Genomic DNA, 22,556 nt, shown 5'->3' with positions numbered 1-22,556 from the left:
GTGGTGGCATCAGCCACCACAACCCTGGTCACACGTTAAGGCAGTCGATTACTCGTAGGAGAGAGTAAAGTTGGTCACTGCAGTGAAAGCGCCGGCTTTCAGCGGGTTGGCGGTCTGATCGGCATAACCTTTCAGCACGGCACTGAAGGGCAGCTCGTTGTCACCGTTGACCAGGCCGAAGGCGGCAGTCGGGGTACCCAGTACGATAGCGGCACCACCCGGAGCGGTCATCTTGATACCGGCACCAGCGGCGTCACCACCACCGATAACCAGCAGGCTGGAATCTACCGGGTCTTTGGCACCGCTGAAGGTAACCTTGACGGCATCTTCGGTGTCGGAGATTTCACAGTTCAGCAGTTTGATGCTGAACGGCTTGGAGTTGGACTCGCCACCGTTGGCCAGCTCTTTGGTGCTGATCTGACCCATTTCAACTACCTGGTCAACAGACTCAGGAGCAACGGAGCAAGGAGCGTTGATGATTTCACCGTTGAAGGTGACTTTGCCTGAACCAGCGCCACCGGCAGCAAAAGCGGTGCCGCACAGCAGCATGGAACCAACACCCATAGCAACCAGAATTTTGTTAGCTTTCATTCGTTTATACCTACATTAACGTGTGTTGTACTGCATCACTCCAATCATGCTGGAGTCACGATCTTCAGTGATGCCGCGATATACTGCACAGCATGCCGGTGCCTGTTCTCTCATTAAGCCGGTGAGAGGCGGCATCAATAACTTGCTGTGCCTTTATGGTTTATCTAAATAAGCAAAAGCAGCTCACCGCATAAGGAGCAGTTCCCGCTACACCTCAACTGCACAACTACATACATCCCTGTCGTCTGTGCAGAAAGCCGTGCTCCGCTTTTGCTTGATGAACAAATTAACGACTCATATGATGCACATCAAATACATTTTGATTTTTATAAATTTTTTTATAAACACATAAAAAAACAATCACTTACAGCCATGACGACACATTTATGAATGCCGTAAAATAAATATCGTTCATATAGCAAACACGGATTGGATTATTTTAAATCAGACAACTTCAACCGCTTAACAGCAATTAACAAAAACACAACAATAAAACAATTCCAGGTCACGTTCTTTGTTTCTTGAATACCCCTGACCTCATACATAAAACAGCTCAGGTAATCAGGTAATCAGGTAATCAGGTAATCAGGTAATCAGGTAATCAGGTAATCAGGTTCCGCTTGTGAAGGGAAACACCAACAAGCTTCCTTTTATTATCCCCTTGTTCACTCCCAAGGTCATGCTGAACCATATTTGTGATCGACATAGAACTACTGAGCTCGCCCGTTATCCATAATGGCAAGGGAGATAAGAATGAATTTTTCAGGATATTCATTCAAAAAAAAGTTAAGGAAAACCAGCCGTTTATCCTGAGCCGCGGAGAATAAAAAACTATTTGTGACCGATACCTCACACTTTTTTATGGTGATTGATTTCTCAAAGTGCGATGTTATCATCTAGACATAGAGTAAAGGGCAAACCGATCGAAAGGTCGGGACGCAAAGCCACCGGTCTAAGGGTTCATAACCTAAGACAGCGGAGCTGCCATCTGAGAAGAGCGATGTCATCAGCTGTATCTGTGTCATTCTCTTTGATTGCGTTGCCCTTTTCGTACAACGACATGTGACGAAAAGGACATAAAAATGAACACTTCCACCGCTTCCGTTCGCAACAGCGCCATCCGTTTTGCCTCTTCTGCCGCCGCAGCCATGCTGCTGGGTGCCGCTTTGTTGCCAGCTACTGCCTCCGCCTACGATGGCAGCGTCACCTTCACCGGTACCATCTACGAAGCCCCCTGTGACTTCGCCGACAACAGCGTGACCTGCTACTCGGGCACCCAGCGTCAGACCATGGATCTGGCCAGCCTGCAGCAAGCCGGCAGCCTCAGTACCATCAACAGCACCATGCAGTACAAGCTGTCTGCCGGCAGCAGCAACATGGCCATAGTGACCGTCAGCTACCTCTGATCCCGTCACTTCCGTCACCTGCCCGAGGTTGTTCATTGCCTCGGGCGGATCTGCTCGCTCCGTGAAGGGTAAGCACCCACTGCCATGCTCAGGCAGCGGCTGATAACGCCTGCTCGCGACTCTCCATCACTTTTCCTCCTATTTTTTCTGCGTCCATACCGAGCTCAGCCAGCGGCCTTCTCACTACGCCCCCAACTTTCTGCTCAGACAAGTCAGCGCTTTTTCTGCGGGTTTGCCGGCTTCGCATTGTCGCGACGCCACATGACCAGCACATCTCAAACGAGACTTTGATCACAGTTGCCAGCCTCAGACTGAGATCCCCCCCAGATGGCAGATGAGTCCTTGCTATCAACCAGGCCCCCAATGGGGCTCACTTTGTTTTTATTCAACCTAAATAAATGATTTATATGGCCTGATTGGTGGGTTGATATCCTTTTGGAGCTGAATAGATTGCACGCGTCAATCACGCAGACAATCAAGCAAAGGGATAAAAATGAACAATCTGGGTACCAGGTTGCTGCTGCTGGCAGCACCGGGCCTGCTTGCCACTTCGGCGCTGGCCAACTACTCCCCCTCCGACTGGCAACAGTATCAACTCAAAGGTGAATCCAGCCGTCAGCTGGGGGATCAGCTCACCGAAGTGACCTACGAGCTGAGCGCCCGCAGCACCGACGCCCCCTATCAACAGCTGAGGGTGTATCGTCGCTTCGACTGGAGCGATGCCAACCTGGCCGCACTGGCAGAACAACAGTGCGGCGAGCCCCAGCTCAAGATCGAGCAGGGCTGGCAGATCCGCTACCTCAGCTGTGAAGAGGTGGTACCGGCCGGCAAGGCTGTCCCGGCCAGCAGCTATGACTTTGGCTACGGCATGAAGCAGGGCCGCTGGGAGCCCCTGGCAGGTACCCCGACCGCGCCGCGTCAGGATCGTCTGCCGCTGGCGGAGCGGGTCATCCTGGGTCACAGCGAGCAGGAGCTGGATCGCTGCGAGCTCAACGCCGAGGGGCGCTGCGCCGAGCAGGCATGGCAGTACCAGCCGCAAAACTGGCAGCAGTTGAAGGTGCTGGAGGAGACCCCCAACGAGCGGGATGGTCGCCTCGAGCAGATCTTCTTCCGCCTGCAGCCGGTTGCGGGCAGCCAGGCCGCTCGCCAGGTGAGCGAGCTGCACGTCTGGCGCCAGTACACCTGGTTGCTGGAACAGGCCAAGACCCAGCAGGAGTGTGATGAACCCCAGACCCGTCAGGAAGGGGACAAGACCATCAGCTACCGGGTGTGCCGTCAGACCCTGCCCGCCGGCAGCGAGGTACAGGTGGTCTTGAAGGACACCGGCTATCAATACCCTGTGGGGGGCAGCGAATGGCAGACCCTGCCGGAAACAACCGAATGGCAGGAGAGCCGGGTGCTCAATCGCCCCATCATGCTGGCCAGCAAGGAGGAGCAGCTCGACTGCCGCCGTGCCGACGGCCGCGCCTGCTCCGAGCCGGACCTGCCCGATACCGATCTGCTGGACGCCGAAGCGGCCAGGATAGTGCAGGATGCCAGTGGCCAGCCCGCCCCGGTCTGGCAGGAGAACTATGGTCACGACGATGCCAAGCTGCTGGCCGTGTCCCGCGGCATCCAGAGCCTGCTGGCAGCCAATCAGCCGGCCCATCCAGCCATGAAGCTGCTGCTGGAATACGTGCGTGCCCACAATTACCACAACTACGGCAAGCACAAGGAAGACGGTCCGGCCGCCGCCGAGGCGCTGGCCGAGGCGCTGACCGCGCTCGGTGCCCATCCGCTGCTCTTCCCGGAGCAACCCACCGATGAGGTGGGCTCCGTGATCGGTGCCTGGAGCATCGCCCTGCACGGCCAGTTCAAGAGCCCGGCAGTACAGAGCCGCTTTGGTACCCTGCTCGGTGAGTTCAACCAGATGCTGGCCTACAGCACCCGCCATGCCAGCGAGATAAACGGCCAGCACGCCTGGGCGACCGGCCTGTTCGATCTGCTCAACTTCCTCGACTTCGCCAGCGACTACAGCGATCCCTTCGCCAACGACTTCCGCCAGCAGGATGGCGAACTGCGCAAGCAGCTGCACGCCCTCGGCATGAGCGAGCTCGCGTTGTGGAAAGGGCGGGATGGCGCCGATCTGTTTCTGCTCAACAACGTGCTGGATGCCTACACCCGCCTCTACCGGGTCGCCCGCTATACCCGCCCGAACGAGCTCGACGACTACCGCAAGCTGCTGGATGACTCCGCCATCACCCTCGTTCGCCACCACGACCTGATCCCCGGTGGTCAGCAGAGCCAGGATCTGCTGGAAGACATGTCGCTGACCCTCTCCACCTACTACCTGACCTACACGGACCGCACCAGCGAAGCCTGCATCAGCGGTGACTTCGCCGGGCTCTGCACCCCGATCCGGGTGGAGGATGTGCTGCCGTTCGAGCACACCTGCTCGCCGACCCTGCGCCTGCGGGCCCAGGATCTGACCATGGATCAGGCCGAGGGGATCTGCCGTGAACTGGGCGCCGAAGAGCAGCAGTTCCATCAGCAGATGGAAACTGGCTGGCAGCCGGTGGCGGACGATCACAACGAGGCACTGGAGCTGGTGATCTTCGACTCCTCCGCCGACTGGAAACGCTACGGCAGCGCCCTGTTTGGCGGCGTTTCCACCGACAACGGCGGTATCTACATTGAGGGAGATCCGGCTCGCCCCGGCAACCAGGCCCGCTTCTTCGCCTACGAGGCGGAGTGGAAGCGCCCTGCGTTCCAGGTGTGGAACCTGCGCCACGAGTACGTGCACTACCTGGACGGCCGCTTCAACCAGTACGGCAGCTTCGGCCACTACCCGCTCAACCGCACCACCTGGTGGTCGGAAGGGCTGGCGGAATTCATCGCCCACGGCCAGTGCTTCGCCCGTGGTCTGGACAACGTCGCCGGCCGCCCGGCAGGCGATCGTCCGGCCCTGGCCGACATCCTGCACCTGGATTACGACAAGGGCGGCGAGATGGTCTACTCCTGGTCCTACACTGTGCATCGTTTCCTGAACGAGACCGGTCGCGGCGCCAGCTGGCTGGCCATGGCCCAGGCCCTGCGCAACCCGGATCAGCAGCAGGCGATGAGCGCCTTCGAAGCCGAGCTCGACCAGCTGATTGCCAATGACAGCGAGGCCTACCAGCAGTGGCTCGGCCGCGAACTGCTGCCCTGGTGGGAGGCCAACAAGGACTCCGACGAGTGCAAGGCCAACGACTCTTCCCACTGAGACGCTGGCATCAATCCCCAAGGGCGGCCATGGCCGCCCTTTTTATTGGAGAATGATAAGCGGCACAGGATCAATCAGTTAGCCACTCCCGCCATGCGACAACCTCTGCCCGAGTGACGCCATCTGCGGTCATCAAGCCTGACGCGCGGCGGCAACTTGTAATAGAATGACCCCCTGTCATCTCTTACTTCAGACCCGAACCGCACCGCGCATGAAGAAGTTTGCCAAGATCCTGCTCGCCTGCCTCTGCCTGTTACTGGCCTCTGCCGCCGCCCTGCTTGGCTACAGCGAGTGGACCGTCTCGGACGCCCGTCACTACACCTATGACGACGTCAACGCGGTGCCCTACAACCGGGTCGCCCTGGTGCTCGGCACCTCCAAATACCTGATTGGCGGCAGCCCGAACCACTACTTCAAATACCGGATCAAGGCCGCCGCCGAGCTCTACAACAACGGCAAGGTGGACTACATCCTGGTCTCCGGCGACAACGCCACCGTACAGTACAACGAACCGCGCCAGATGCGGCGGGCCCTGATCCAGGCCGGCATTCCGGCCAGCGCCATCTATAGCGACTACGCCGGTTTCCGGACTCTGGACTCCATCGTGCGGGCCAAGGAGGTGTTCGGCCAGGCCCACTTCACAGTGGTCTCGCAGGCCTTTCACAACGAGCGCGCCATCTTCATCGCCCGCCATTTCGGTATCGAGGCGGTCGGCTTCAACGCCGTGGATCCCAGCGCCTATCAGGGCATCAAGACCCGGGTACGCGAGGTGTTCGCCCGCCTGATGGGGCTGCTCGACCTCTACGTGCTGGACAAGGGGCCCAAGTTCCTCGGCGAGCCCATCGTCATCGGCGGCCCGGTTCCCTGCCAGGCGCTGAGCACCATAGGCGCTAGCCAACCCTGCCTGCCCATCAAGCCGCCCTCTCATCAGCCGAAGGCCAAGCCGGCAGCGGTGGTGAGTGCAGCAACTGCCACCAGTGCAGCAACACCAACCAGCAGTGCCGCCGTGCCGAGCGAGGCAACGCCCGTGGATAACCCAGCTGCCGCCAGCGCTGCGACTTCAACCAGCAGTGCCTTGGCCACCAGCGCCGCCGTGCCGAGCGAGGCATCGCCCGTGGATAATCCGGCTGCCGCCAGCGCGGCCACGCCAACCAGCAGCGCGCTGACCCCTCAGCTGACCCCTCAATAAAAGAGACCCGCCATCCGGCGGGTCTCTTTTATTGGACTTGGTATTTCCAGCAATCAGGCCAGCGCCTCGGCGTAGCGCCGTGCCACCTCGTTCCAGTCGATCACCTTGTAAAACGCGGCTATGTAGTCGGGGCGCTTGTTCTGGTACTTGAGGTAATAGGCGTGCTCCCAGACATCCAGCCCCAAGATGGGCACCAGCCCATCCTGCAGGGGGCTGTCCTGGTTGGCGCTGCTCACTACCTGCAGCTTGCCGCTGCCATCGACCACCAGCCAGGCCCAGCCGCTGCCAAAACGGCTCAGGGCGGCCTGGGTAAAGGCCTGTTTGAAGGCCTCAAACCCGCCCAGATCCCGTTCGATCGCCGCAGCCAGCTCGCCGGCCGGCTCGCCACCGCCCTGGGGACTCATCACCCGCCAGAACAGGCTGTGGTTGGCGTGACCGCCACCGTGATTGCGCACCGCCCCCTGCACTTTGGCAGGCAGGCTGTCGAAGCGGGCAAGCAGCTCCTCCACCGGCAACGCCGCCAGTTCGGGGTGATCGGCCAGCGCCGCATTGAGGTTGTTGATGTAAGTCTGGTGATGGCGACTGTGATGGATCTCCATGGTCAGCGCGTCGATATGGGGTTCCAGTGCGTCGTAGGCATAGGCAAGGGCAGGCAGGGTATGGCTCATGGTCACCTCTGTTTATTGTGATTAATGCAGTTGCGGGGCTGGCTCGGTCTGGCACAGACACTGGCCGAGGCAGCGGCGGATGCCGTCGTGGCTGCCGTGCTTGCGCACGAAGGCGAGCAACTCGGTATGGGTGCTGCGGGTGTGGCGCAGAGCGGCATCCCGCAGGGCAGCGGAGCTGGTGGGGGACTGGCTGGTGGCGAGCAGGCAGTCGTGGATGTGACACAGCAGGTCGGCGGCCCGATCCGGCAGCGCCATCGCCACCAGCAGATCCGCCAGGTTGTGGTGGGCCACCACCAGCGCGGCCACCGCCTCGTCCACATCGTGCCAGTCGGCAAACTGCTGGCGGGCCAGCCACAGCGCCTGCTGATAGCAGGAGAGCGCCTTGGCATGCTCACCGGCATCGAAATGGCGGTTACCGCTCATGGTCTGCACCTTCCAGTGCACCATGCTGCTGTCGCTCTCCCCCGTCCCTACCCAACCTCTTACCCAGCTTGCCGACATAGGCTCCAACACCACAAATGATAATAATTATTATTTAACTTATGTGAGGGGCGAACACAAGGGATAGTTGTGCCGGCACAGCCAACAGCCCTGCCCATATGGGTAGGGCTTTTTTGAATCTGTCTGTTTGGTGATCATTTGCACAGATGCAAACGTCCCGTTCCGCCATGCTGGTCGGTATCGGCATGATGCCGGTGGCTGCCGCTGCGGCAGTCTCTCTTCACAAGGATGGACAAGATGAAAAAATGGCTATTGGTGCTATTGTGCGCCCTGCCCATGCTGGGCCAGGCGGCAGGTTATACCCAGACCCACTACCCCATAGTGCTGGTGCACGGCCTGTTCGGCTTCGACAAGCTGCTCGGGGTCGACTACTTCTACGGCATTCCCCAGGCGCTGACCCGGGATGGCGCCAGGGTCTACGTGGCCCAGGTCTCCGCCACCCAGAGCTCGGAACTGCGCGGTGAGCAGCTGCTCAAGCAGGTACAGCAGGTGCTCGCCATCACCGGGGCGGAGAAGGTGAACCTCATCGGCCACTCCCACGGCGGCCCCACCATTCGCTACGTCGCCTCGGTCGCCCCCGAGCTGGTCGCCTCCGCCACCAGTGTGGGCGGGGTCAACTACGGCTCGGAGATCGCCGATCTGGTGCGCGCCAACGTGGCACCGGGCTCGGTGGCCGAGAAGCTGGCGGTGGCCGCCGCCTCGGCCCTGTCCGGGGTCATTTCGCTGCTCTCCGGGGGCAGCCAGATGCCGCAGGATCCCCTCGCCGCCCTCGACGCCCTCACCAGCGCCGGTGCCCAGCGCTTCAACCAGCGCTATCCGGAAGGGCTGCCCAGCCAGTATTGCGGCGAAGGGCCCATGCAGGCTGCCAACGGGGTCTACTACTTCTCCTGGAGCGGGCGCGGTACCATGACCAACATCCTGGATCCGGTGGATCCGGCGCTGGCGCTGACCAGCAGCTTCTTCAAGGAGCCCAACGACGGCCTGGTCGGAGTATGCAGCAGCCACCTCGGCAAGGTGATCGGCACCGACTACCGGATGAACCATCTGGACGAGGTGAACCAGTCGTTCGGCATTCGCCACCTGTTCGAGACCGACCCGGTCGGCCTCTATCGCCAGCACGCCAACCGCCTGCAGAGACTGGGGTTATGAACAAGGCCTGGTTGATGGCCGCTTTGCTGGGAGCGGCCCTGCTGCTGGGGGGTTGGCAGCTGTGGCCCGCCCCGAGCCCCGACTCGGCTGCCCCCTTGGCGCAAGAGGCCGGGCCGGTCTCCCCCCTGGCCCGGCAGGCCGCCTCCTTGTCCGATGAGCACTCGCTGCAGGCTCGCTATGAGGCCTTTCTTGCCGCCGAAAGCAGCCTGACGGTGCCGACCGATCCGGGCCTGGCCAGCCTGCAGGTGCTGTTCGACGAGCGCGAGCAGTTGCGCCAGCAGAGCTTCACCCCGGCCGAGCAGGAGCAGCTGTTTGCCGAGGATCGGCTGATGGAGCAGTGGACCCTGCGCCGCAAGGCGCTGGCGGAGGCCAGCGATGCCGACAAGCCGCTGCTGGCGAGCGAGCTCGAGCTCTGGCTGGCGGAGCAGCCCCAGTGGTTTCGGGAGGCGGAGGCCAACAGCCGCCTGCTCGGCGATCTGCAGAGTCTGGAGCGGCTGCCGGCGGCCGAGCGCGACACAATGCTGCGCGAGCAGCTGGGGCCGGAGGCGGCGGACCGGCTGCACCAGCTGGCGGAGAGTCAGCAGGGATTCGAGCAGCAGCTGGCCGGCTATCTGGCCGAACTCAAACCTCTACCCGCCGAGCGGCGGGCCGAACAGCAGCCGGAGATCCTGGCGCGCTGGTTCGAGCCCGGCCAGTGGCGACGGGTGGAAGCCCTCACCCGGCTCAGGCTGGGTGAGTAACCGCCAAAATAACCAAAATAAGCAAGGGGCCCACATCTGGGCCCCTTGCTTTGCTGCTGCCGCGCTTACTGCGGCTTGTTGGCCCCCGGCAGCGGCTGCCAGGTCAGGCGGGTCACCTGGGCTCCCTGCACCTCGCACTTGAGGCTCAGATCCTGCCACCCCTTGTCACGGCGCAGGGAGACCTCCCCCTCGATACCCTCGGCGCGGGTCTTGAGCTTGGCCGGCTCGAAGGTCACCTTGTCCCCCCCAGCCAGCGCCATCAGCTTGCCGTTGCAGAGCCAGTGGGCCAGCTCCGCCCCCTTGAGCTTGACGCCCCCCTTGGCCGCCTTCTGTCCGGCGGCGCTCGGCGCAAACAGCTGGCCCAGCTCGGCCGCCCGTTTGGTGAGCCAAGCTTCTCGCTGCTGCATGCTCATCTTGCTGACGAACTCGGCGGGCTGTCCCTTCTCGTCTAGCCACCGGGTCAGCTTGCCGCCATCGTCAAAGGCAAACTGGGCGGCGGGCTCCTTCACCCCGAACAGCTTGCCGCCCTTGAAGTAGTAACGGCTCTCCCCTTCCTGCTTGCCCTGCTCATTCATGATGGGCACGGCGATGATGACGGGAAATCCATCCACCCAGGCCTTGATGTCTATGCCGTCGTGGCTGAACAGACGGGTATCGAGGGCACTCTCGGCCCCCTTTTCCATCAGGGAGAACTGCTCGGCGAGGGAGGCCGCCATCGAAGGCATGGAGCAGAGCCCCAGTCCCAGGCCGAGGCTCAGGGCGATCACGGTATTGCGCATAAGTGTCCTGTGATTGGCCTAAGGGCCAAGGTTAGCTTTCTATCAGCCAGGCCCGCAGCTCCTCCCGGTGGCGATCGCCCAGGGGGATGGACTGGCGGGACTGGTAGTCAAAATGGATCAGGGTGGTTTCGGCGGTCACCGCCAGCTCGCCCTCCTGCCAGGCTTCCTGCCAGAGCGTGAAGGAGCTGGAGCCGATGCGGCGTACCCCGGTTTTGATCAATACCTGCTGGCCGTAGAACAGCTCCCGTTTGAACTGCACCGTGTAACCCGCGATGATCAGATGCCAGTTGTGCACATCCAGCTCGGGGGAGAAGATGCGAAACAGCGGGTCGCGGGCCGATTCAAACCAGACCGCCGGCACCGTGTTGTTGATGTGGCCGAGGGCATCTGTCTCTTGAAAACGGGGTTGGATCTGCATTTCCAGCATGGATATCGACTCCTTGTCGTTGGACCGCGCTCAGGCTAACGCGGCCCGCCTCTGGACTCAAGCTCCTCCATCCCCTCTCCGGAGCCGACGGCCAGCTCCGGGCGCAGCCAGGCGCTGCGAAAATCGAACCAGCCGAGCGCCGTCATCCGTACCCCGTGCACGCCGACCCGGCTCTCCAGCTCCAGCCAGTGGTGAAACAGCGGCACAAACCAGCCCCGCCGCTGCACATTTGCCAGCAGCGCCCGCGGCCCCGGCTCCTCGCCGCTGGCACGCCACTGCGTCAGCCCCTGCCACAGGCCATGCTGGCCGCCCCACACCTTGCGCAGCAGCGGGGTTCCCTGCAGCCAGGCGTAGGGGGCGAAGGCGTGTTCGTGCTCCAGGTTGAGGGTGCCAAGCCAGAGATCCACGTCCTCGTCCGCCCCGCTCACCCAGCGGCCGTAATCCAGGGTGCGTACCTCGAGTGCGATGCCCTGCTCGGCCAGCAGGCTGCTCATGGCGTTGGCACACTCGTTGAACTCCAGGTGCTGGTTGAAGCAGGCCAGCACCAGATGACGTGGCCGCCCGGCCGGCGCCGGCAACGGGACCGGCTGCGCCTCGCGCCAGTGGGGCAAGAGACCCAGCGCGCTGGTCCAGCCCCGCTGCAGCTCGGGGGCGACCCGCGCCATCAGGGCGATGGGGTTGAGCAGGCCGGCCAGCCACTGGCGCAGGGCGGGATCCTGCAGGGCACCGGAGCGCTCATCCTGCAGCAGGAAGTAACAGCCCGATTCGAGCTCGGACTCGCCACGCATGGTGCCGAGCTCCGGGCTGTCGCGCCCCAGTTGCAGGTGGCTCTCCAGCCGCTCCGCCAGCTCCGGCAGCATCCAGATGTCGATCTCGTCGAGCAGGGCGCGCAGACCGAAGTAGTCGTCGAATGCCTCCAGGCACAGGTGCATGGGATCGTTGGCGGTCACCCGATAGGGGCCGGTGCCCACCGGCTGCAGGGCAAAGCCCGCCTCCCCCTTGAGCTCGCGCGGCAGGATGACGGCCACCGGCTCCGCCAGCAGGTGGGGCAGCAGGGGATCCGGGCTGTCGAGGTGCAGATCCAGGGTGCGCGGCCAGGGGCTCTCCAGCCGTGCCAGATGGGCGAACAGCGGACGATCCCGCAGGCTCTGCAGGCTCTCCGTCACGTCCTCCACCACCAGCTCGCGGCCGTGGTGAAAGCGCACCGCCGGCCTCAGGTAGAAGCGCCAGTGGCAGGGGCCGAGGCACTCCCAGTGGTGGGCGAGATCCCCCTCGATTTCCCCATTTTCCTCATTTCGCCGGGTCAGGCCGTTGAAGAGCTGGCGGCTCAAGTGGATTTCGGAGCGGCGCAGCGGGCCGGTGGGCAGCAGCTGGGGCAGTGGCCGGTAGTAGGGCACCCGCAGGATCTGGCGTCCTGCCCGGGTGGCCTGGCCGAGCTGTTCAATAAGCAGCGGAGTGAGCAGATCGAGGCGATCTTCCGCCAGCCGCACCGCCTGCGCCAGCTGGCCCTGGCTCAGCAGCTCCCGCAGTCGGCGCCGGGTCAGGCTCTCCTGGTTGTCCAGCAGGGTGAGGCGGGAGCGCCGTCCCCGCCCGGCCTCGGCAGACCAGCCGAGCCAGCCCTGCTCCTGCATGCGGCGCAGCAGCAGGCGGGCGTTGCGCGGGGTACAGCAGAGCAGATCCGCCACCTCGGCGAGGCTTATTTCCCGCTCGTCGCAGCCGAGCTGCCGGGCGAGCCGTTGGAATTGCTGGTAGAGGCGGCTGGTGGGCATAAAAGAGGAAATCCTTGTGCTGAAAGTCATCAGTTTTTACTTCCGCATTTTAGCTCAATACTGCTGGCGAACGTGAGAACCACAGCACAGGAGCCCCATCATGAGCCACGCCAACCCCATCAAACCGAACCGGATCCAGCAGATCCTGCGCCGTTACTTCAAGCGGATCCTGCCCCGCCCGCTGCCGCTGATCGAGGATCCCATGAGCCAGCTCAACCGTCTGATGCAGTGGGACATGCACCAGATCGACGACAAGGAGTATCGCCGCCGCCTCTGAGCCGGCCTCCCTCACGCCCCGACGAGATTGCTTTGCCGGATCTGATGGTTTACATCGGCCAAGGGCCTGATAGATTGGACGTCTATCCATCTATGACTGCTATCCAGCAACATCCAACAAGGAGTGTGTGATGAAAGATGCGACCCTGGCCCTGCACCACGGCTTTGCCAACGACCCCACCACCAAGGCCGTTGCCGTGCCCATCTACCAGACGGTGGCCTACGAGTTCGAGAGCGCCCAGCACGGGGCGGATCTGTTCAACCTGGCGGTGCCTGGCAACATCTACACCCGCATCATGAACCCCACCAACGATGTGCTGGAGCAGCGCATGGCCGCGCTGGAAGGGGGCATTGCTGGCCTAGTGGTCTCGGCGGGTTCCGCCGCCATCACCTACGCCATCCAGGCGCTGACCGCCGCCGGCGACAATATCGTCTCCACCCCCCAGCTCTATGGCGGCACCTACACCCTGTTCGCCCACATGCTGCCGAGTTTCGGGGTCGAGGTGCGCTTCGCCAAGGATGACAGCGCCGAGGCCATCGCCGCACTCATCGACGACAAGACCAAGGCGGTCTACTGCGAGAGCATCGGCAACCCGGCCGGCAACATAGTGGACATAGCCGCCCTGGCCAAGGTGGCCCACGCCCGCGGCGTGCCGCTCATCGTCGACAACACGGTCGCCACCCCGGTCTTGTGCAAGCCCATCGAGCACGGCGCCGACATCGTGGTGCACAGCCTGACCAAATATGTCGGCGGCCACGGCAACTCGCTGGGGGGCGTGGTGGTCGACTCGGGCAAGTTCCCCTGGGCGGATCATGCCGAGCGCTTCCCCCAATTGACCCAGCCTGAGCCCTCCTACCACGGGGTGGTCTACACCGAGGCCTTCGGCCCGGCCGCCTTCATCGGGCGGGTGCGCACCGTGCCGCTGCGCAATACCGGCGCGGCGCTGGCGCCGATGAACGCCTTCCTGCTGCTGCAGGGGCTGGAGACCCTGAGCCTGCGCATGGAGCGCCACGTGGACAACGCCCTGCAGGTGGCCCACCACCTCAAGCATCACCCCAAGGTAGCCTGGGTCAGCTACGCCGGGCTGCCGGGTCACCCCCACTACCTGCTGGCGGAGAAGTACATGGCCGGCCGCCCCTCCGCCATCCTCTCGTTCGGCCTGAAAGAGGGCTACGAGGCGGGGGTGCGATTCTACGATGCGCTCAAGATCTTCAAGCGGCTGGTCAACATCGGCGATGCCAAGTCGCTGGCCTGCCACCCCGCCTCCACCACCCATCGCCAGCTCAGCGAAGAGGAGCAGGCCAAGGCCGGGGTGAAACCTGAGATGATCCGGCTGTCGGTAGGGATCGAGGCGATCGAGGACATACTGGCGGATCTGGATCAGGCGCTGGAGGCCTGAGTCAGGCGTTGAACGAGCGGGCATCAGCCCGCTTTTTTTTAGCTGCAGCGGTGAACCCGTCGCCGCGCCGCTGCGTACTAACGCTTCTTGTCACTGCGTCGAGGTATTCATGATAGTCCTGCACCACCTGAACAAATCCCGCTCCCAGCGCATCATCTGGCTGCTCGAAGAGCTGGGCCTGCCCTATGAGATCAAGGCCTACCAGCGCGATGCCGCCACTTTTCTGGCACCGCCCGAGCTCAAGGCCGTCCACCCCCTCGGCAAGTCGCCGGTCATCGAGTTTGACGGCCGAGTGTTGGCAGAATCCGGTGCCATCACCGAGTACCTGATCGCCCGCCACGCCCCGCAGCGGTTGGCACCGGCCGCCGACAGCCCGGACTATGCCGAGTACCTGCAGTGGCTCCACTTCGCCGAGAGCTCCGGCATTTTGCCGCTGTTGCTCGATATGTTCGTGCGCAAGGACGGCAGCCCGATGCGCTTCCTGCCGGACTACGCCAAAGCCGAGTGCGCCAAGGTGCTGGGCTATCTCGATGAGGTGCTGGCAAGCCGCCGCTATCTGGTGGCCGATCGCCTCACCGGCGCCGACATCCTGAACTCCTTCCTGGTGGATCTGCTGGCGCAAAGCGGACAGCTGACCCAGTTCCCGCATTTGCAGGCCTACTGGCAGCGCCTCAACACTCATCCGGCCCGCCAGAAGGCGGCGGCGCTGGAGCGCGAGCTGGACCAGAGCGCCGAATAAGCGGCTGTGCGACAGGCAACACCATGCAAAGCGCCCCGATGATCGGGGCGTTTTTTCGTTGACCAGCCAGTGATCAGAGGGTGTGGAAGAGGATCCACGCCACTATGGTTGCCAGGCGCTGGCCCCCTGACTTAAAGCGCGTGGGAAAGGATCCTGGCTACCTTGTCGGGGTCGATGTCCTGCTGCTCCCCAAGCGCCGTCAGGCCGAAGCGCTTGAGGTTGGAGCAGATCCCCGGGATGCAGCGCGCATCCAGGCCGTAGTCGGCGAGCCGGGTGCCCACCCCCATCTGCCGGAAGAACTGCTCGGTGCGGATAATCGCCTCCTCGATGCGCAGCGCCCTATCCTCACGGCCGGAGTGCCACACCCGCTCGGCGAACTGAGCCAGCTTCTCCTGCTTCTGGGCCGATTGCTCGCGCAGCAGGGAGGGCAGCACCACCGCCAGACTTTGGGCATGATCCAGCCCGTGCAGGGCGGTGAGCTGGTGACCGATGGCGTGGGTGGACCAGTCCTGCGGCACGCCGCGCCCGATGAGGCCGTTGAGCGCCAGGCTGGCCGCCCACATCAGGTTGGCGCGCACCTGGTAGTTGGCGGGCTCCGCCAGCGCCCGCGGGCCGTTGTCCACCAGCACCTGCAACAGCCCTTCCGCCAGTCGGTCCTGCACCTCGCCCCCCACCGGGAAGGTGAGGTACTGCTCGATGATGTGAACGAAGGCATCCACCACCCCGTTGCCCACCTGGCGCGGCGGCAGGCTGTAGGTGGTAGTGGGATCCAGCACCGCAAACACCGGCTGCACCAGCGGGTTCATGAAGGAGAGCTTCGCCTCCCCCCGGCTCACCACGGCGGCCGGGTTGCTCTCCGAACCGGTGGCCGGCAGGGTCAGCACGCAGCCGAGCGGCAGCGCCGCCTTGATGGGGGCCTTGTGCAGCAGGATCTCCCAGGGATCGTCCCCCTCGAAGCGGGCCGCGGCGGCCACGAACTTGCTGCCGTCCACCACTGAGCCGCCACCCACCGCCAGCAGGAAGTCGATGCGCTCGCGCTTGACCAGATCCACCGCCTCCATCAGCTGGTCGTACTGGGGATTGGCGCCGATGCCGGGGAACTCCAGCCACTCCCGGCCTGCCAGCGCCTGGGTCAACTGGTCATAGACCCCGTTCTGCTTGATGCTGCCGCCGCCGTAGAGCACCAGCAGGCGGCTGCCGGCCGGGATCAGTTCGGGCAGTTTGGCGATCTGGCCTTCACCGAAACAGACGCGGGTGGGATTGGCATATTGGAAGTTGTACACGGCAGAGCCCTCGGTTGAATGCATGCAGAGGGATTGTGCGCCTGTGGCCCCCACAGGTCAAAGAACGCGGGCACGCCCTCACATTGCACCGCGGATGCGGGTTGCCGGCAGGGCCGCTCATCCACTGTGGTCAGCGGGGGCAAGGGCTTGCCCCCGCTGACCATGGATTGCCGTTCGAGTCATTCCGCTGCTCAGGCGCTCTTGCTCTCTTCCTTGCTGCTCTTCTTGCCGGTGAGGCGGTCCATGGCGTCTTGCAGCATGGCGTCCCGCTGCTCGTTCAACGGCTTGCTCTGCTCCGCCCGCTCCTCGGCGCTCAGCTGCTTGTTGTCGGCAATCGCCTTGAGCTTCTCTTCTATCTCGTTGAACTGCTTGCGATCAAAGCCGAGCGCCTTGTCCACCAGCTGCTGCAGCACGCCCCCCTTGTCGGAACTCATGTCGAGCGCCGGCGGCAGCTTGCTGTTCTTGGCCAGGTGTTCATAGGTCAGCGCCTGCTGGGCCTGGCCGGTTATCCGTTGGGAGGAGAGGTTGACCAGATCTTCCCAACCGCCGCCACCCTGACCGCTGTCGGCGCTGCTGAGGGTCGCGAGGGCGCGATTGTTGGAGGCGCTCTGGGCAAGCTGCTGGCTGTAGGGTTTGATATCCATGGGGGCTCCAGTCTGCATGCCAAACCGGCATGACGAGGTCGCTGATTCGATGGTATGAGGCGCCTGGCCCCATCATTGGCAATAAAACCAGCAAGTTGCAGGCCAACTTGTCAGGGTGAACGAGATCCCCACCGTGGCAAGCCTGCCGCCGGTCACGGACCTGATGTGGCGTCAGAATCATGACTCATCCGCTGCTTTTATCCCGATTTCCGACACATACAACTACCTATAAAACTCCTCGCCACATAAACAGCAGGAACGCCTTGTCGATCACAAAACAAACAACCAGTGAGGCATACAATTTTGGCGCACCATCGGGCAAGCAAGCAGCGTTATGGATGATATGTTTGCGAAATCAAGCAGATGCAGACCTGTCTACCGTCGGATCCCCGACCCAGTCCGGTCACTCCCGGCCGCTTCTCCCGCCCCCTGACGCGCATCCACCGCAACCTTTCGGGCATAACTATGAAAAAACACACCTTGAGTCTTCTCTCCGCCACCCTGCTCACCCTGCTTGGCACCAGTGCCGACGCCTGTACCGGCCTCATCGTCGGCAAGGGCGCCAGTGCCGATGGCAGCGTGATGATCGCCAGAAACGAGGTTTTTGGCGTCAACAACTGGAACAAATACCTGGCCTTCCGGCCCGCGCAGCAAAACGAGGGCAAGACCTGGAAACTGGGCAACGGGCTGGAAGTGCCGATGCCCAAAGCCTTCTTGGCCTACTCCGCCATCCGTGACTGGGATGCCGCCGGCAGCGACCCGGACGGCAAGTATTACGAGGAGCGCGGCATCAACGAGGCCAACGTCGCCATCTCGGCCACCACCAGTGCCGAGGTCAACGACAAGGCCCAGAAGGCCGATCCACTGATTGAGAAGGGGGTCATCGAGGCCATCATTCCGACCCTGATCCTGCCGCAGGCCAGGACGGCCAAAGAGGGGGTCGAGCTGCTCGGCCGCTATGTGGAGCAATATGGCGCCGGTGAGGGCAACAGCCTCTATCTGGCGGATGTGAACGAGGCCTGGCTGATGGAGATCGGCTCCGGCCACCACTGGATCGCAGTGCGGGTGCCGGACGACAGCTACGCCATGGTGGCCAACGGCCTGCGCATCCACGGCGTCGATCTCGACGGCGCCGACGTGCTGCACTCGCCCAGACTGCTGGAGTTTGTGCGCGAGCACAAACTGCTGGATAACGCCGACCCGAAAGAGTTCAACTTCGCCAAGGCATTCGGGGTGATTGCCGACCCCTACAACGTGGATCGGGAGTGGCTCGGCCAGAAAATGCTGACGGCCTCTCACAAGCAGCCAACCCGGCAGGCGCAGTACCCGCTCTTCATGAAGCCGGATGCCCCCATCGCCGTGCCGGACGTGGCCAGGTTGCTGAGCGCCACCTATGAGGGTACGCCACTGGCGGGCAAGGCAGAGCGGCCGATCCGCATCGATCGCCAGCTCGAATCCCACGTCATCCAGCTGCGCAAGGAGATGCCCAAAGAGCTGCAGGGGCTCATCTGGCAGAGCTACGGCGTGCTGGCCGAATCCGTGATGGTGCCGCTCTACAACACCCTGGAGTCCTATCCCCTGCCCTACCGCACCGGCAGCGACAGCTACTCCGATGATTCCGCCTACTGGCAGTTCCGCAGCCTGACCGCGCTGGCCAGCGCCGATCCGGACAAATACCTGCCGCTGCTGCGCGGTGTCTGGAGCAAGGAGAGCAGCAAGCTCTACAAGGAGGTGGCCCTGCTCGACCAGAGCCTGAAGCAGGCCTATGCCGGCGACAAGGCCACCGCCATCGGGCTGGCATCCGACTACTCCTATGGCCAGCTGGAGAAGAGCTATCAGATGGCCAAAGAGTTGCGCTACAAGCTGATGATGGATCTCACCAAGCGTACCGAGCAGAAGTATTCGCCGGAGGAGTTCAAGAAGATCATGAGCCTGTAAACAGGCCCCAAAACAGAGAGGCTCCCAGGGGAGCCTCTCTTGTTTCATCCGCAGCAGCCATCAGCGACGGCTGATATGAAGCGGGCCGAAGGTCTGCGCCACCGGCATGATCTCGATACTGTTGATGTTGACGTGAGCCGGCTGCTGGCTGATCCAGAGCACGGTATTGGCGATGTCTTCCGGCTGGATCGCCTGCACCCCCTGATAGACGGTGGCCGCCTTGGCGTCGTCACCGTGGAAGCGCACGTTGGAGAACTCGGTGCCGCCGCACAGACCCGGCTCCACGTTGGTGACGCGGATGGCGGTGCCCGCCAGATCGGCGCGCAGGTTGAGGCTGAACTGCTTCACGAACGCCTTGGTGGCACCGTAGACGTTGCCACCCGGATAGGGGTAGGTGCCGGCGATGGAGCCGATGTTGATGACGTGACCGCGATTGCGCGTCACCATGCCCGGCAGCAGCAGGCGGGTGAGCAGGGTCAGACCGCTGATGTTGGTGGCGATCATCTGCTCCCAGTCCTCAAGGTCTGCCTTGTGGGCGGGCTCCAGCCCCAACGCCAGCCCGGCGTTGTTGACCAGCAGATCCACCTCGCGCCACTCGGCCGGCAGCCCGTCGATGGCGGCGCGGGTGGCCGCCTTGTCCTGCACGTCGAACACCAGCGGCAGGAATTGTGCACCCAGCTCGTCGGCCAGGGCGGCCAGCCGTTCGCCGCGGCGGCCGGTGCCGATCACCTTGTAGCCCGCCTGCACCAGCTGACGGCTGATGGATTCACCAAAACCGGACGAGGCGCCCGTTACCATTGCAATCATCTGAACCTCCATTTCTACAGCGCTATTGTTATTTATCTGTTTGAAATCAATCTGATCTATTCGTCGCTCAATTCACGCCCGCTCGCCCTGCGCCAGATGAACACCAGCAGGTGGAGCAGGAACAGGCCCGAGCCCCCCAGCGCGAACAGCAGGCCGGTGAGGGCGTTGACCGAGGTGTCGGCGCCACACCACCACCAGACCAGCCAGCCGACCAGGCCGATGGCGAAGGTCTGGCCGGCGCAGACCGGGCAGCGCCCCAGCTTGGCCCTGATGGCAGTGGCGAGGCAGTTGTCGCAGCTCATCCCCTCTCTCCCTTCACTCAGGCCTGCTTCAGCGCCAGCACCAGCCGGTGGGCATGCTGACCGTGGCCATAATAATCCAGCAGCTTCTGCCTTGGGCGAAAACCCAGCCCGCGATAGAGCGCCTGCGCCTCTTCATTGGCATCGCCCACCTCCAGCCGGATCGCCCCCCAGCCGGCCTCTTTGCCCTCCTGAATAACCTGCTCCAGCAGGCGGCGAGCCCAGCCCTGGCGGCGGATGGTCCAGCGGATGGCGAGGGTCTGGATGATCAGCCGATCCCAGCCCCTGTGCTCCAGCAAACAGAGGTAGCCCATCAGCTGCTCCTGCTGGTCCAGCACCAGCAAGGTGCGCCCCTTGGCCTGGGTCAGCAGATAGTGCCAGCGGCTGCGGCCAAAGGCGACTTCGGGGGGAAAACAGTAGCGTTCCAGCTTAACGATGGCGCCCAGATCATCGGTCCGGGCCGCGCGCACGGTCAACACGGGGAATCCTTGTTCGGTTATTTATCTTCATCACCAAAAATGCGACTTGTATCACAAGTTACCAAGGCGGCATATTAGGCACTGTAACCTCTTGTTTCCCCTCGCGCCATTGTCGTGCTTGTCGGTGCATCGAAGCCCACTGGGGATCCTGCCGCTTAAGGCAGTTTCATCTGTGGAGCCGAAAAAATGAGTACCTACGTCATCGTCGAAGAGCTGGGCGACTGGCCTTGCCATGCCGATTATCTGCTGAGCGCCCGCACCTACCTGCAACACGGGGTGCCCACCACCGGCGGCCGTCCCCGCATCATCAACCTCTGCCGCAATCTGGAGCACCTCGGCGCTGGCTACTACTGCTCGCTGCTGGCCCAGGCCCGCGGCCACCACTGCCTGCCGGGTTTGCAGGCCATCAGCCAGCTGCAACCCCAGCAGCCGCCGGCCAAGCTGTGGCGCAAGCTGCAGGGCTGGCTGGCTCAGCAGAGCGAGGATCGGATCCGGGTGCGCGCCATCTTCGGCCAGTGCGAGCAGAGCGAGCTGGCCGGCCTGGCCCGCTACTACTACGGCCTCAGCCAGCTGCCGCTGCAGGAGCTGACCCTCAAGCGCGGCCGTCACGGCTGGTCGGTGCGCCAGCAGCAGAGCCTGTCGCCGCTGGAGCTGAGCCCAAGCGAGCAGACGCTGATGCTGCACCACGCCCAGGCGCTGGTGGGCACCGGTGACGAGGAGCAGGCGGCGCCGCTCTACCAGCTCGCCATCCTGGTCGACCCCAACGACGGTCGCGCCAGCAGCGATACGCTGGCGCTGGAGCGCTTCATCCAGGCGGCCGCGGCCCAGGGGATCCGGGCCGAGATCCTGGCACCGTCCGCCATCGAGCGGCTGCCGGAGTTCGATACCCTCTGGCTGCGCTCCGAGACCGCGGTGGGCCACTACACCTTCGAGTTTGCCCGCCGCGCCGAGCAGCTCAAGATGCCGGTGATCGACAGCTCCCGCGCCATCCTCGCCTGCAGCAACAAGCTCTACCTCTACGAGCTGATGGTACGCAGCGGCGTGCCCATGCCGCCCACCATGGTGGTGACCCGCCGCGGCCGCCACCACGTGGATGAGCTGGTGCAGCGGCTCGGCCTGCCGCTGATGGTGAAGGTACCCGACGGGGCGCAGGGGCGCGATCTGGCCATGGCCAGCGACGAGCAGCAGCTGGCTCGCCTGCTGGACGAGGGGCTGGGGCGCTCCGCCCTGCTGCTGGTGCAGAGCCGGATCCCCGCCGAGTTTGACTGGCGCATCGGCTTTCTCGACGGCTCGCCGCTGTTTGCCTGCCGCCGCTTCCGCCCCGAACCCGGCAACCGCATCCGCCGCCGCAAGCACCCCCTCGACATGAGCCGCATCGAGGCGTTGCCGCTCAACGAGGTGCCGGAGCGGGTGTTGCAGACCGCCCGCCGCGCCGTGCATCAGCTCGGCAACGGCCTGTTCGGGGTCGATCTGCGCCAGCAGGGGCGTGACTGCGTGCTGCTGGAAATCATCGACAATCCCTGGATACGTGGCGATATTGAGGACAGAGAGGCAAAGGACCTCTACGAGCGTCTCGCCCGGGCCTTCCGCCAGCGGCTGGAGAACCGGGGGCAGAGCGCGGCCGGATAACAAGCATCGAGAGCAGAGGTGGATATGATGACGACTGATTGGTGGGACATAGCGCCCCTTGGCTGGGAAAACATCCTGGTCTGTCTGGTGTGCGGCACCCTGGTGGGGCTGGAGCGGCAGCTGCGCGGCAAGCCGGTCGGCATCCGCACCTCCTCGCTCATCATCCTCGGCACCTACTGTTTTCTTGCCATCGGTGCCGCCGTCAGTCCCCAGAGCGCCGATCAGGCGCGGGTGCTGGGCCAGCTCATCACCGGCATCGGCTTTCTCGGCGCCGGGGTGATGATGACCCGGGATGGTCAGGTACTGGGGGTCACCTCCGCCGCCACCGTCTGGATGCTGGCGGCCCTCGGCGCCCTCATCGGCATGCAGATGCTGCACCAGGCGCTGCTGCTCACCGGCGTCACTCTCTCCATCCTGGTGGGGGTGGACTACCTGGAGACCAGCTTCAAAGGCCTGCGCCGCGGGGTACACAACCGGCTGGAGAGCTGGCGGCACGGCAACGGCCGGGCCGATCCCCATCAGGACGAGCTCGGCAGCGGCATCGAGAAGTAACGTCCCAATGAACAAGGGCTCCATCACGGAGCCCTTGTTGTTTACCAGCC

General features: G+C 63.3%; 22 protein-coding genes and 1 riboswitch. Of the genes, 11 read left to right on the top strand and 11 right to left on the bottom strand.

The window, feature by feature from the left end; genetic code table 11:
* Positions 1 to 48 precede the first annotated feature (48 nt).
* The gene (locus AB5Y95_RS15535) at positions 49 to 591 is read right to left on the bottom strand and encodes a fimbrial protein (protein ID WP_017787419.1); all 543 of its coding nucleotides are present in this window, start codon (positions 589 to 591) and stop codon (positions 49 to 51) included.
* Positions 592 to 1,494: 903 nt separating this feature from the next.
* A riboswitch (cyclic di-GMP riboswitch) is annotated at positions 1,495 to 1,580 on the top strand.
* Between the two features lie 93 nt (positions 1,581 to 1,673).
* On the opposite strand from AB5Y95_RS15535, the gene AB5Y95_RS15530 reads away from it, so the two are divergent.
* The 3 genes from AB5Y95_RS15530 to AB5Y95_RS15520 all read left to right on the top strand — a co-directional run bounded on the left by AB5Y95_RS15530 (position 1,674) and on the right by AB5Y95_RS15520 (position 6,427).
* On the top strand, positions 1,674 to 1,997 hold the full coding sequence (locus AB5Y95_RS15530; RefSeq protein WP_054543987.1) for a hypothetical protein: 324 nt from the start codon (positions 1,674 to 1,676) through the stop codon (positions 1,995 to 1,997).
* 493 nt (positions 1,998 to 2,490) lie between these two features.
* Positions 2,491 to 5,238 (top strand): collagenase, encoded by a 2,748-nt coding sequence (locus AB5Y95_RS15525; protein WP_368161547.1) that lies wholly within the window; start codon positions 2,491 to 2,493, stop codon positions 5,236 to 5,238.
* Between the two features lie 166 nt (positions 5,239 to 5,404).
* Positions 5,405 to 6,427, top strand: coding sequence for a vancomycin high temperature exclusion protein (locus AB5Y95_RS15520; RefSeq protein WP_029306155.1), 1,023 nt, complete (start codon positions 5,405 to 5,407; stop codon positions 6,425 to 6,427).
* Between the two features lie 53 nt (positions 6,428 to 6,480).
* On the opposite strand, the gene AB5Y95_RS15515 is transcribed toward AB5Y95_RS15520, so the two are convergent.
* Positions 6,481 to 7,095, bottom strand: coding sequence for a superoxide dismutase (locus AB5Y95_RS15515; protein WP_216973767.1), 615 nt, complete (start codon positions 7,093 to 7,095; stop codon positions 6,481 to 6,483).
* 21 nt (positions 7,096 to 7,116) lie between these two features.
* Entirely contained in the window at positions 7,117 to 7,542 is a 426-nt protein-coding gene (locus tag AB5Y95_RS15510; protein ID WP_024942132.1) for a hypothetical protein, read from the bottom strand.
* 291 nt (positions 7,543 to 7,833) lie between these two features.
* Between AB5Y95_RS15510 and AB5Y95_RS15505 the strand changes: the two genes are divergently transcribed.
* Positions 7,834 to 8,745: a lipase family alpha/beta hydrolase gene (locus AB5Y95_RS15505; protein WP_368161546.1), complete on the top strand. Its 912-nt coding sequence runs from the start codon at positions 7,834 to 7,836 to the stop codon at positions 8,743 to 8,745.
* Positions 8,742 to 9,485 carry a lipase secretion chaperone gene (locus AB5Y95_RS15500; RefSeq protein ID WP_368161545.1) on the top strand — a complete coding sequence of 248 codons (744 nt, stop codon included), beginning with the start codon at positions 8,742 to 8,744 and terminating at the stop codon, positions 9,483 to 9,485. Before AB5Y95_RS15505 ends, AB5Y95_RS15500 begins: the two co-directional genes overlap by 4 nt.
* A 65-nt stretch (positions 9,486 to 9,550) precedes the next feature.
* Here the strand turns inward: AB5Y95_RS15500 and AB5Y95_RS15495 are convergent, their stop codons facing one another.
* From AB5Y95_RS15495 to sgrR, 3 genes are read right to left on the bottom strand one after another with little or no spacing between them, the layout of a single operon-like run.
* Entirely contained in the window at positions 9,551 to 10,264 is a 714-nt protein-coding gene (locus tag AB5Y95_RS15495) for a hypothetical protein (protein WP_368161544.1), read from the bottom strand.
* Between the two features lie 31 nt (positions 10,265 to 10,295).
* Positions 10,296 to 10,691 (bottom strand): thioesterase family protein, encoded by a 396-nt coding sequence (locus tag AB5Y95_RS15490; RefSeq protein ID WP_005308329.1) that lies wholly within the window; start codon positions 10,689 to 10,691, stop codon positions 10,296 to 10,298.
* Between the two features lie 35 nt (positions 10,692 to 10,726).
* Positions 10,727 to 12,460, bottom strand: coding sequence for an HTH-type transcriptional regulator SgrR (sgrR, locus tag AB5Y95_RS15485; RefSeq protein WP_368161543.1), 1,734 nt, complete (start codon positions 12,458 to 12,460; stop codon positions 10,727 to 10,729).
* Between the two features lie 100 nt (positions 12,461 to 12,560).
* On the opposite strand from sgrR, the gene AB5Y95_RS15480 reads away from it, so the two are divergent.
* The 3 genes from AB5Y95_RS15480 (at position 12,561) to AB5Y95_RS15470 (ending at position 14,875) form a co-directional block, all read left to right on the top strand.
* On the top strand, positions 12,561 to 12,737 hold the full coding sequence (locus AB5Y95_RS15480) for a hypothetical protein (protein WP_017764594.1): 177 nt from the start codon (positions 12,561 to 12,563) through the stop codon (positions 12,735 to 12,737).
* A 130-nt stretch (positions 12,738 to 12,867) separates the two neighbouring features.
* Positions 12,868 to 14,136 carry an O-acetylhomoserine aminocarboxypropyltransferase/cysteine synthase family protein gene (locus AB5Y95_RS15475; protein ID WP_017764595.1) on the top strand — a complete coding sequence of 423 codons (1,269 nt, stop codon included), beginning with the start codon at positions 12,868 to 12,870 and terminating at the stop codon, positions 14,134 to 14,136.
* A 109-nt stretch (positions 14,137 to 14,245) separates the two neighbouring features.
* A complete protein-coding gene (locus AB5Y95_RS15470; protein WP_368161542.1) occupies positions 14,246 to 14,875 on the top strand; it encodes a glutathione S-transferase family protein in 630 nt (209 codons plus the stop codon).
* Between the two features lie 131 nt (positions 14,876 to 15,006).
* On the opposite strand, the gene AB5Y95_RS15465 is transcribed toward AB5Y95_RS15470, so the two are convergent.
* Positions 15,007 to 16,182, bottom strand: a complete 1,176-nt coding sequence (locus tag AB5Y95_RS15465; RefSeq protein ID WP_368161541.1) for an iron-containing alcohol dehydrogenase — start codon at positions 16,180 to 16,182, stop codon at positions 15,007 to 15,009.
* A gap of 167 nt (positions 16,183 to 16,349) precedes the next feature.
* Entirely contained in the window at positions 16,350 to 16,802 is a 453-nt protein-coding gene (locus tag AB5Y95_RS15460) for a hypothetical protein (protein WP_005308316.1), read from the bottom strand.
* A gap of 465 nt (positions 16,803 to 17,267) precedes the next feature.
* Between AB5Y95_RS15460 and AB5Y95_RS15455 the strand changes: the two genes are divergently transcribed.
* The gene (locus AB5Y95_RS15455) at positions 17,268 to 18,740 is read left to right on the top strand and encodes a C69 family dipeptidase (protein WP_368161540.1); all 1,473 of its coding nucleotides are present in this window, start codon (positions 17,268 to 17,270) and stop codon (positions 18,738 to 18,740) included.
* Between the two features lie 60 nt (positions 18,741 to 18,800).
* On the opposite strand, the gene AB5Y95_RS15450 is transcribed toward AB5Y95_RS15455, so the two are convergent.
* From AB5Y95_RS15450 to AB5Y95_RS15440, 3 genes are read right to left on the bottom strand one after another with little or no spacing between them, the layout of a single operon-like run.
* Entirely contained in the window at positions 18,801 to 19,547 is a 747-nt protein-coding gene (locus tag AB5Y95_RS15450) for an SDR family oxidoreductase (RefSeq protein ID WP_025202295.1), read from the bottom strand.
* A 56-nt stretch (positions 19,548 to 19,603) separates the two neighbouring features.
* Complete coding sequence (locus AB5Y95_RS15445) at positions 19,604 to 19,849, bottom strand: DUF3624 domain-containing protein (protein WP_211027937.1); 246 nt, start codon at positions 19,847 to 19,849, stop codon at positions 19,604 to 19,606.
* A 17-nt stretch (positions 19,850 to 19,866) separates the two neighbouring features.
* The gene (locus AB5Y95_RS15440) at positions 19,867 to 20,325 is read right to left on the bottom strand and encodes a GNAT family N-acetyltransferase (protein WP_005308308.1); all 459 of its coding nucleotides are present in this window, start codon (positions 20,323 to 20,325) and stop codon (positions 19,867 to 19,869) included.
* Between the two features lie 186 nt (positions 20,326 to 20,511).
* Between AB5Y95_RS15440 and AB5Y95_RS15435 the strand changes: the two genes are divergently transcribed.
* Both AB5Y95_RS15435 and AB5Y95_RS15430 read left to right on the top strand, forming a co-directional pair.
* A complete protein-coding gene (locus AB5Y95_RS15435) occupies positions 20,512 to 21,954 on the top strand; it encodes a RimK family protein (protein WP_043170978.1) in 1,443 nt (480 codons plus the stop codon).
* Positions 21,955 to 21,978: 24 nt separating this feature from the next.
* Positions 21,979 to 22,506 (top strand): MgtC/SapB family protein, encoded by a 528-nt coding sequence (locus tag AB5Y95_RS15430; protein ID WP_010635289.1) that lies wholly within the window; start codon positions 21,979 to 21,981, stop codon positions 22,504 to 22,506.
* Positions 22,507 to 22,556 lie beyond the last annotated feature (50 nt).

The organism is Aeromonas sp. R5-3 (assembly GCF_040908225.1).
GTDB lineage: Bacteria > Pseudomonadota > Gammaproteobacteria > Enterobacterales > Aeromonadaceae > Aeromonas > Aeromonas dhakensis.
Note: the sequence above shows the minus strand (reverse complement) of the source record. Positions and strands in the feature narration are given on the sequence as shown.

Coding starts and splice junctions, on each gene's coding strand:
- AB5Y95_RS15535 (WP_017787419.1), bottom strand. CDS start 591: ATGAAAGCTAACAAAATTCTGGTTGCTATGGGTGTTGGTTCCATGCTG.
- AB5Y95_RS15530 (WP_054543987.1), top strand. CDS start 1,674: ATGAACACTTCCACCGCTTCCGTTCGCAACAGCGCCATCCGTTTTGCC.
- AB5Y95_RS15525 (WP_368161547.1), top strand. CDS start 2,491: ATGAACAATCTGGGTACCAGGTTGCTGCTGCTGGCAGCACCGGGCCTG.
- AB5Y95_RS15520 (WP_029306155.1), top strand. CDS start 5,405: ATGACCCCCTGTCATCTCTTACTTCAGACCCGAACCGCACCGCGCATG.
- AB5Y95_RS15515 (WP_216973767.1), bottom strand. CDS start 7,095: ATGAGCCATACCCTGCCTGCCCTTGCCTATGCCTACGACGCACTGGAA.
- AB5Y95_RS15510 (WP_024942132.1), bottom strand. CDS start 7,542: ATGGTGCACTGGAAGGTGCAGACCATGAGCGGTAACCGCCATTTCGAT.
- AB5Y95_RS15505 (WP_368161546.1), top strand. CDS start 7,834: ATGAAAAAATGGCTATTGGTGCTATTGTGCGCCCTGCCCATGCTGGGC.
- AB5Y95_RS15500 (WP_368161545.1), top strand. CDS start 8,742: ATGAACAAGGCCTGGTTGATGGCCGCTTTGCTGGGAGCGGCCCTGCTG.
- AB5Y95_RS15495 (WP_368161544.1), bottom strand. CDS start 10,264: ATGCGCAATACCGTGATCGCCCTGAGCCTCGGCCTGGGACTGGGGCTC.
- AB5Y95_RS15490 (WP_005308329.1), bottom strand. CDS start 10,691: ATGCTGGAAATGCAGATCCAACCCCGTTTTCAAGAGACAGATGCCCTC.
- sgrR (WP_368161543.1), bottom strand. CDS start 12,460: ATGCCCACCAGCCGCCTCTACCAGCAATTCCAACGGCTCGCCCGGCAG.
- AB5Y95_RS15480 (WP_017764594.1), top strand. CDS start 12,561: ATGAGCCACGCCAACCCCATCAAACCGAACCGGATCCAGCAGATCCTG.
- AB5Y95_RS15475 (WP_017764595.1), top strand. CDS start 12,868: ATGAAAGATGCGACCCTGGCCCTGCACCACGGCTTTGCCAACGACCCC.
- AB5Y95_RS15470 (WP_368161542.1), top strand. CDS start 14,246: ATGATAGTCCTGCACCACCTGAACAAATCCCGCTCCCAGCGCATCATC.
- AB5Y95_RS15465 (WP_368161541.1), bottom strand. CDS start 16,182: ATGCATTCAACCGAGGGCTCTGCCGTGTACAACTTCCAATATGCCAAT.
- AB5Y95_RS15460 (WP_005308316.1), bottom strand. CDS start 16,802: ATGGATATCAAACCCTACAGCCAGCAGCTTGCCCAGAGCGCCTCCAAC.
- AB5Y95_RS15455 (WP_368161540.1), top strand. CDS start 17,268: ATGAAAAAACACACCTTGAGTCTTCTCTCCGCCACCCTGCTCACCCTG.
- AB5Y95_RS15450 (WP_025202295.1), bottom strand. CDS start 19,547: ATGATTGCAATGGTAACGGGCGCCTCGTCCGGTTTTGGTGAATCCATC.
- AB5Y95_RS15445 (WP_211027937.1), bottom strand. CDS start 19,849: ATGAGCTGCGACAACTGCCTCGCCACTGCCATCAGGGCCAAGCTGGGG.
- AB5Y95_RS15435 (WP_043170978.1), top strand. CDS start 20,512: ATGAGTACCTACGTCATCGTCGAAGAGCTGGGCGACTGGCCTTGCCAT.
- AB5Y95_RS15430 (WP_010635289.1), top strand. CDS start 21,979: ATGATGACGACTGATTGGTGGGACATAGCGCCCCTTGGCTGGGAAAAC.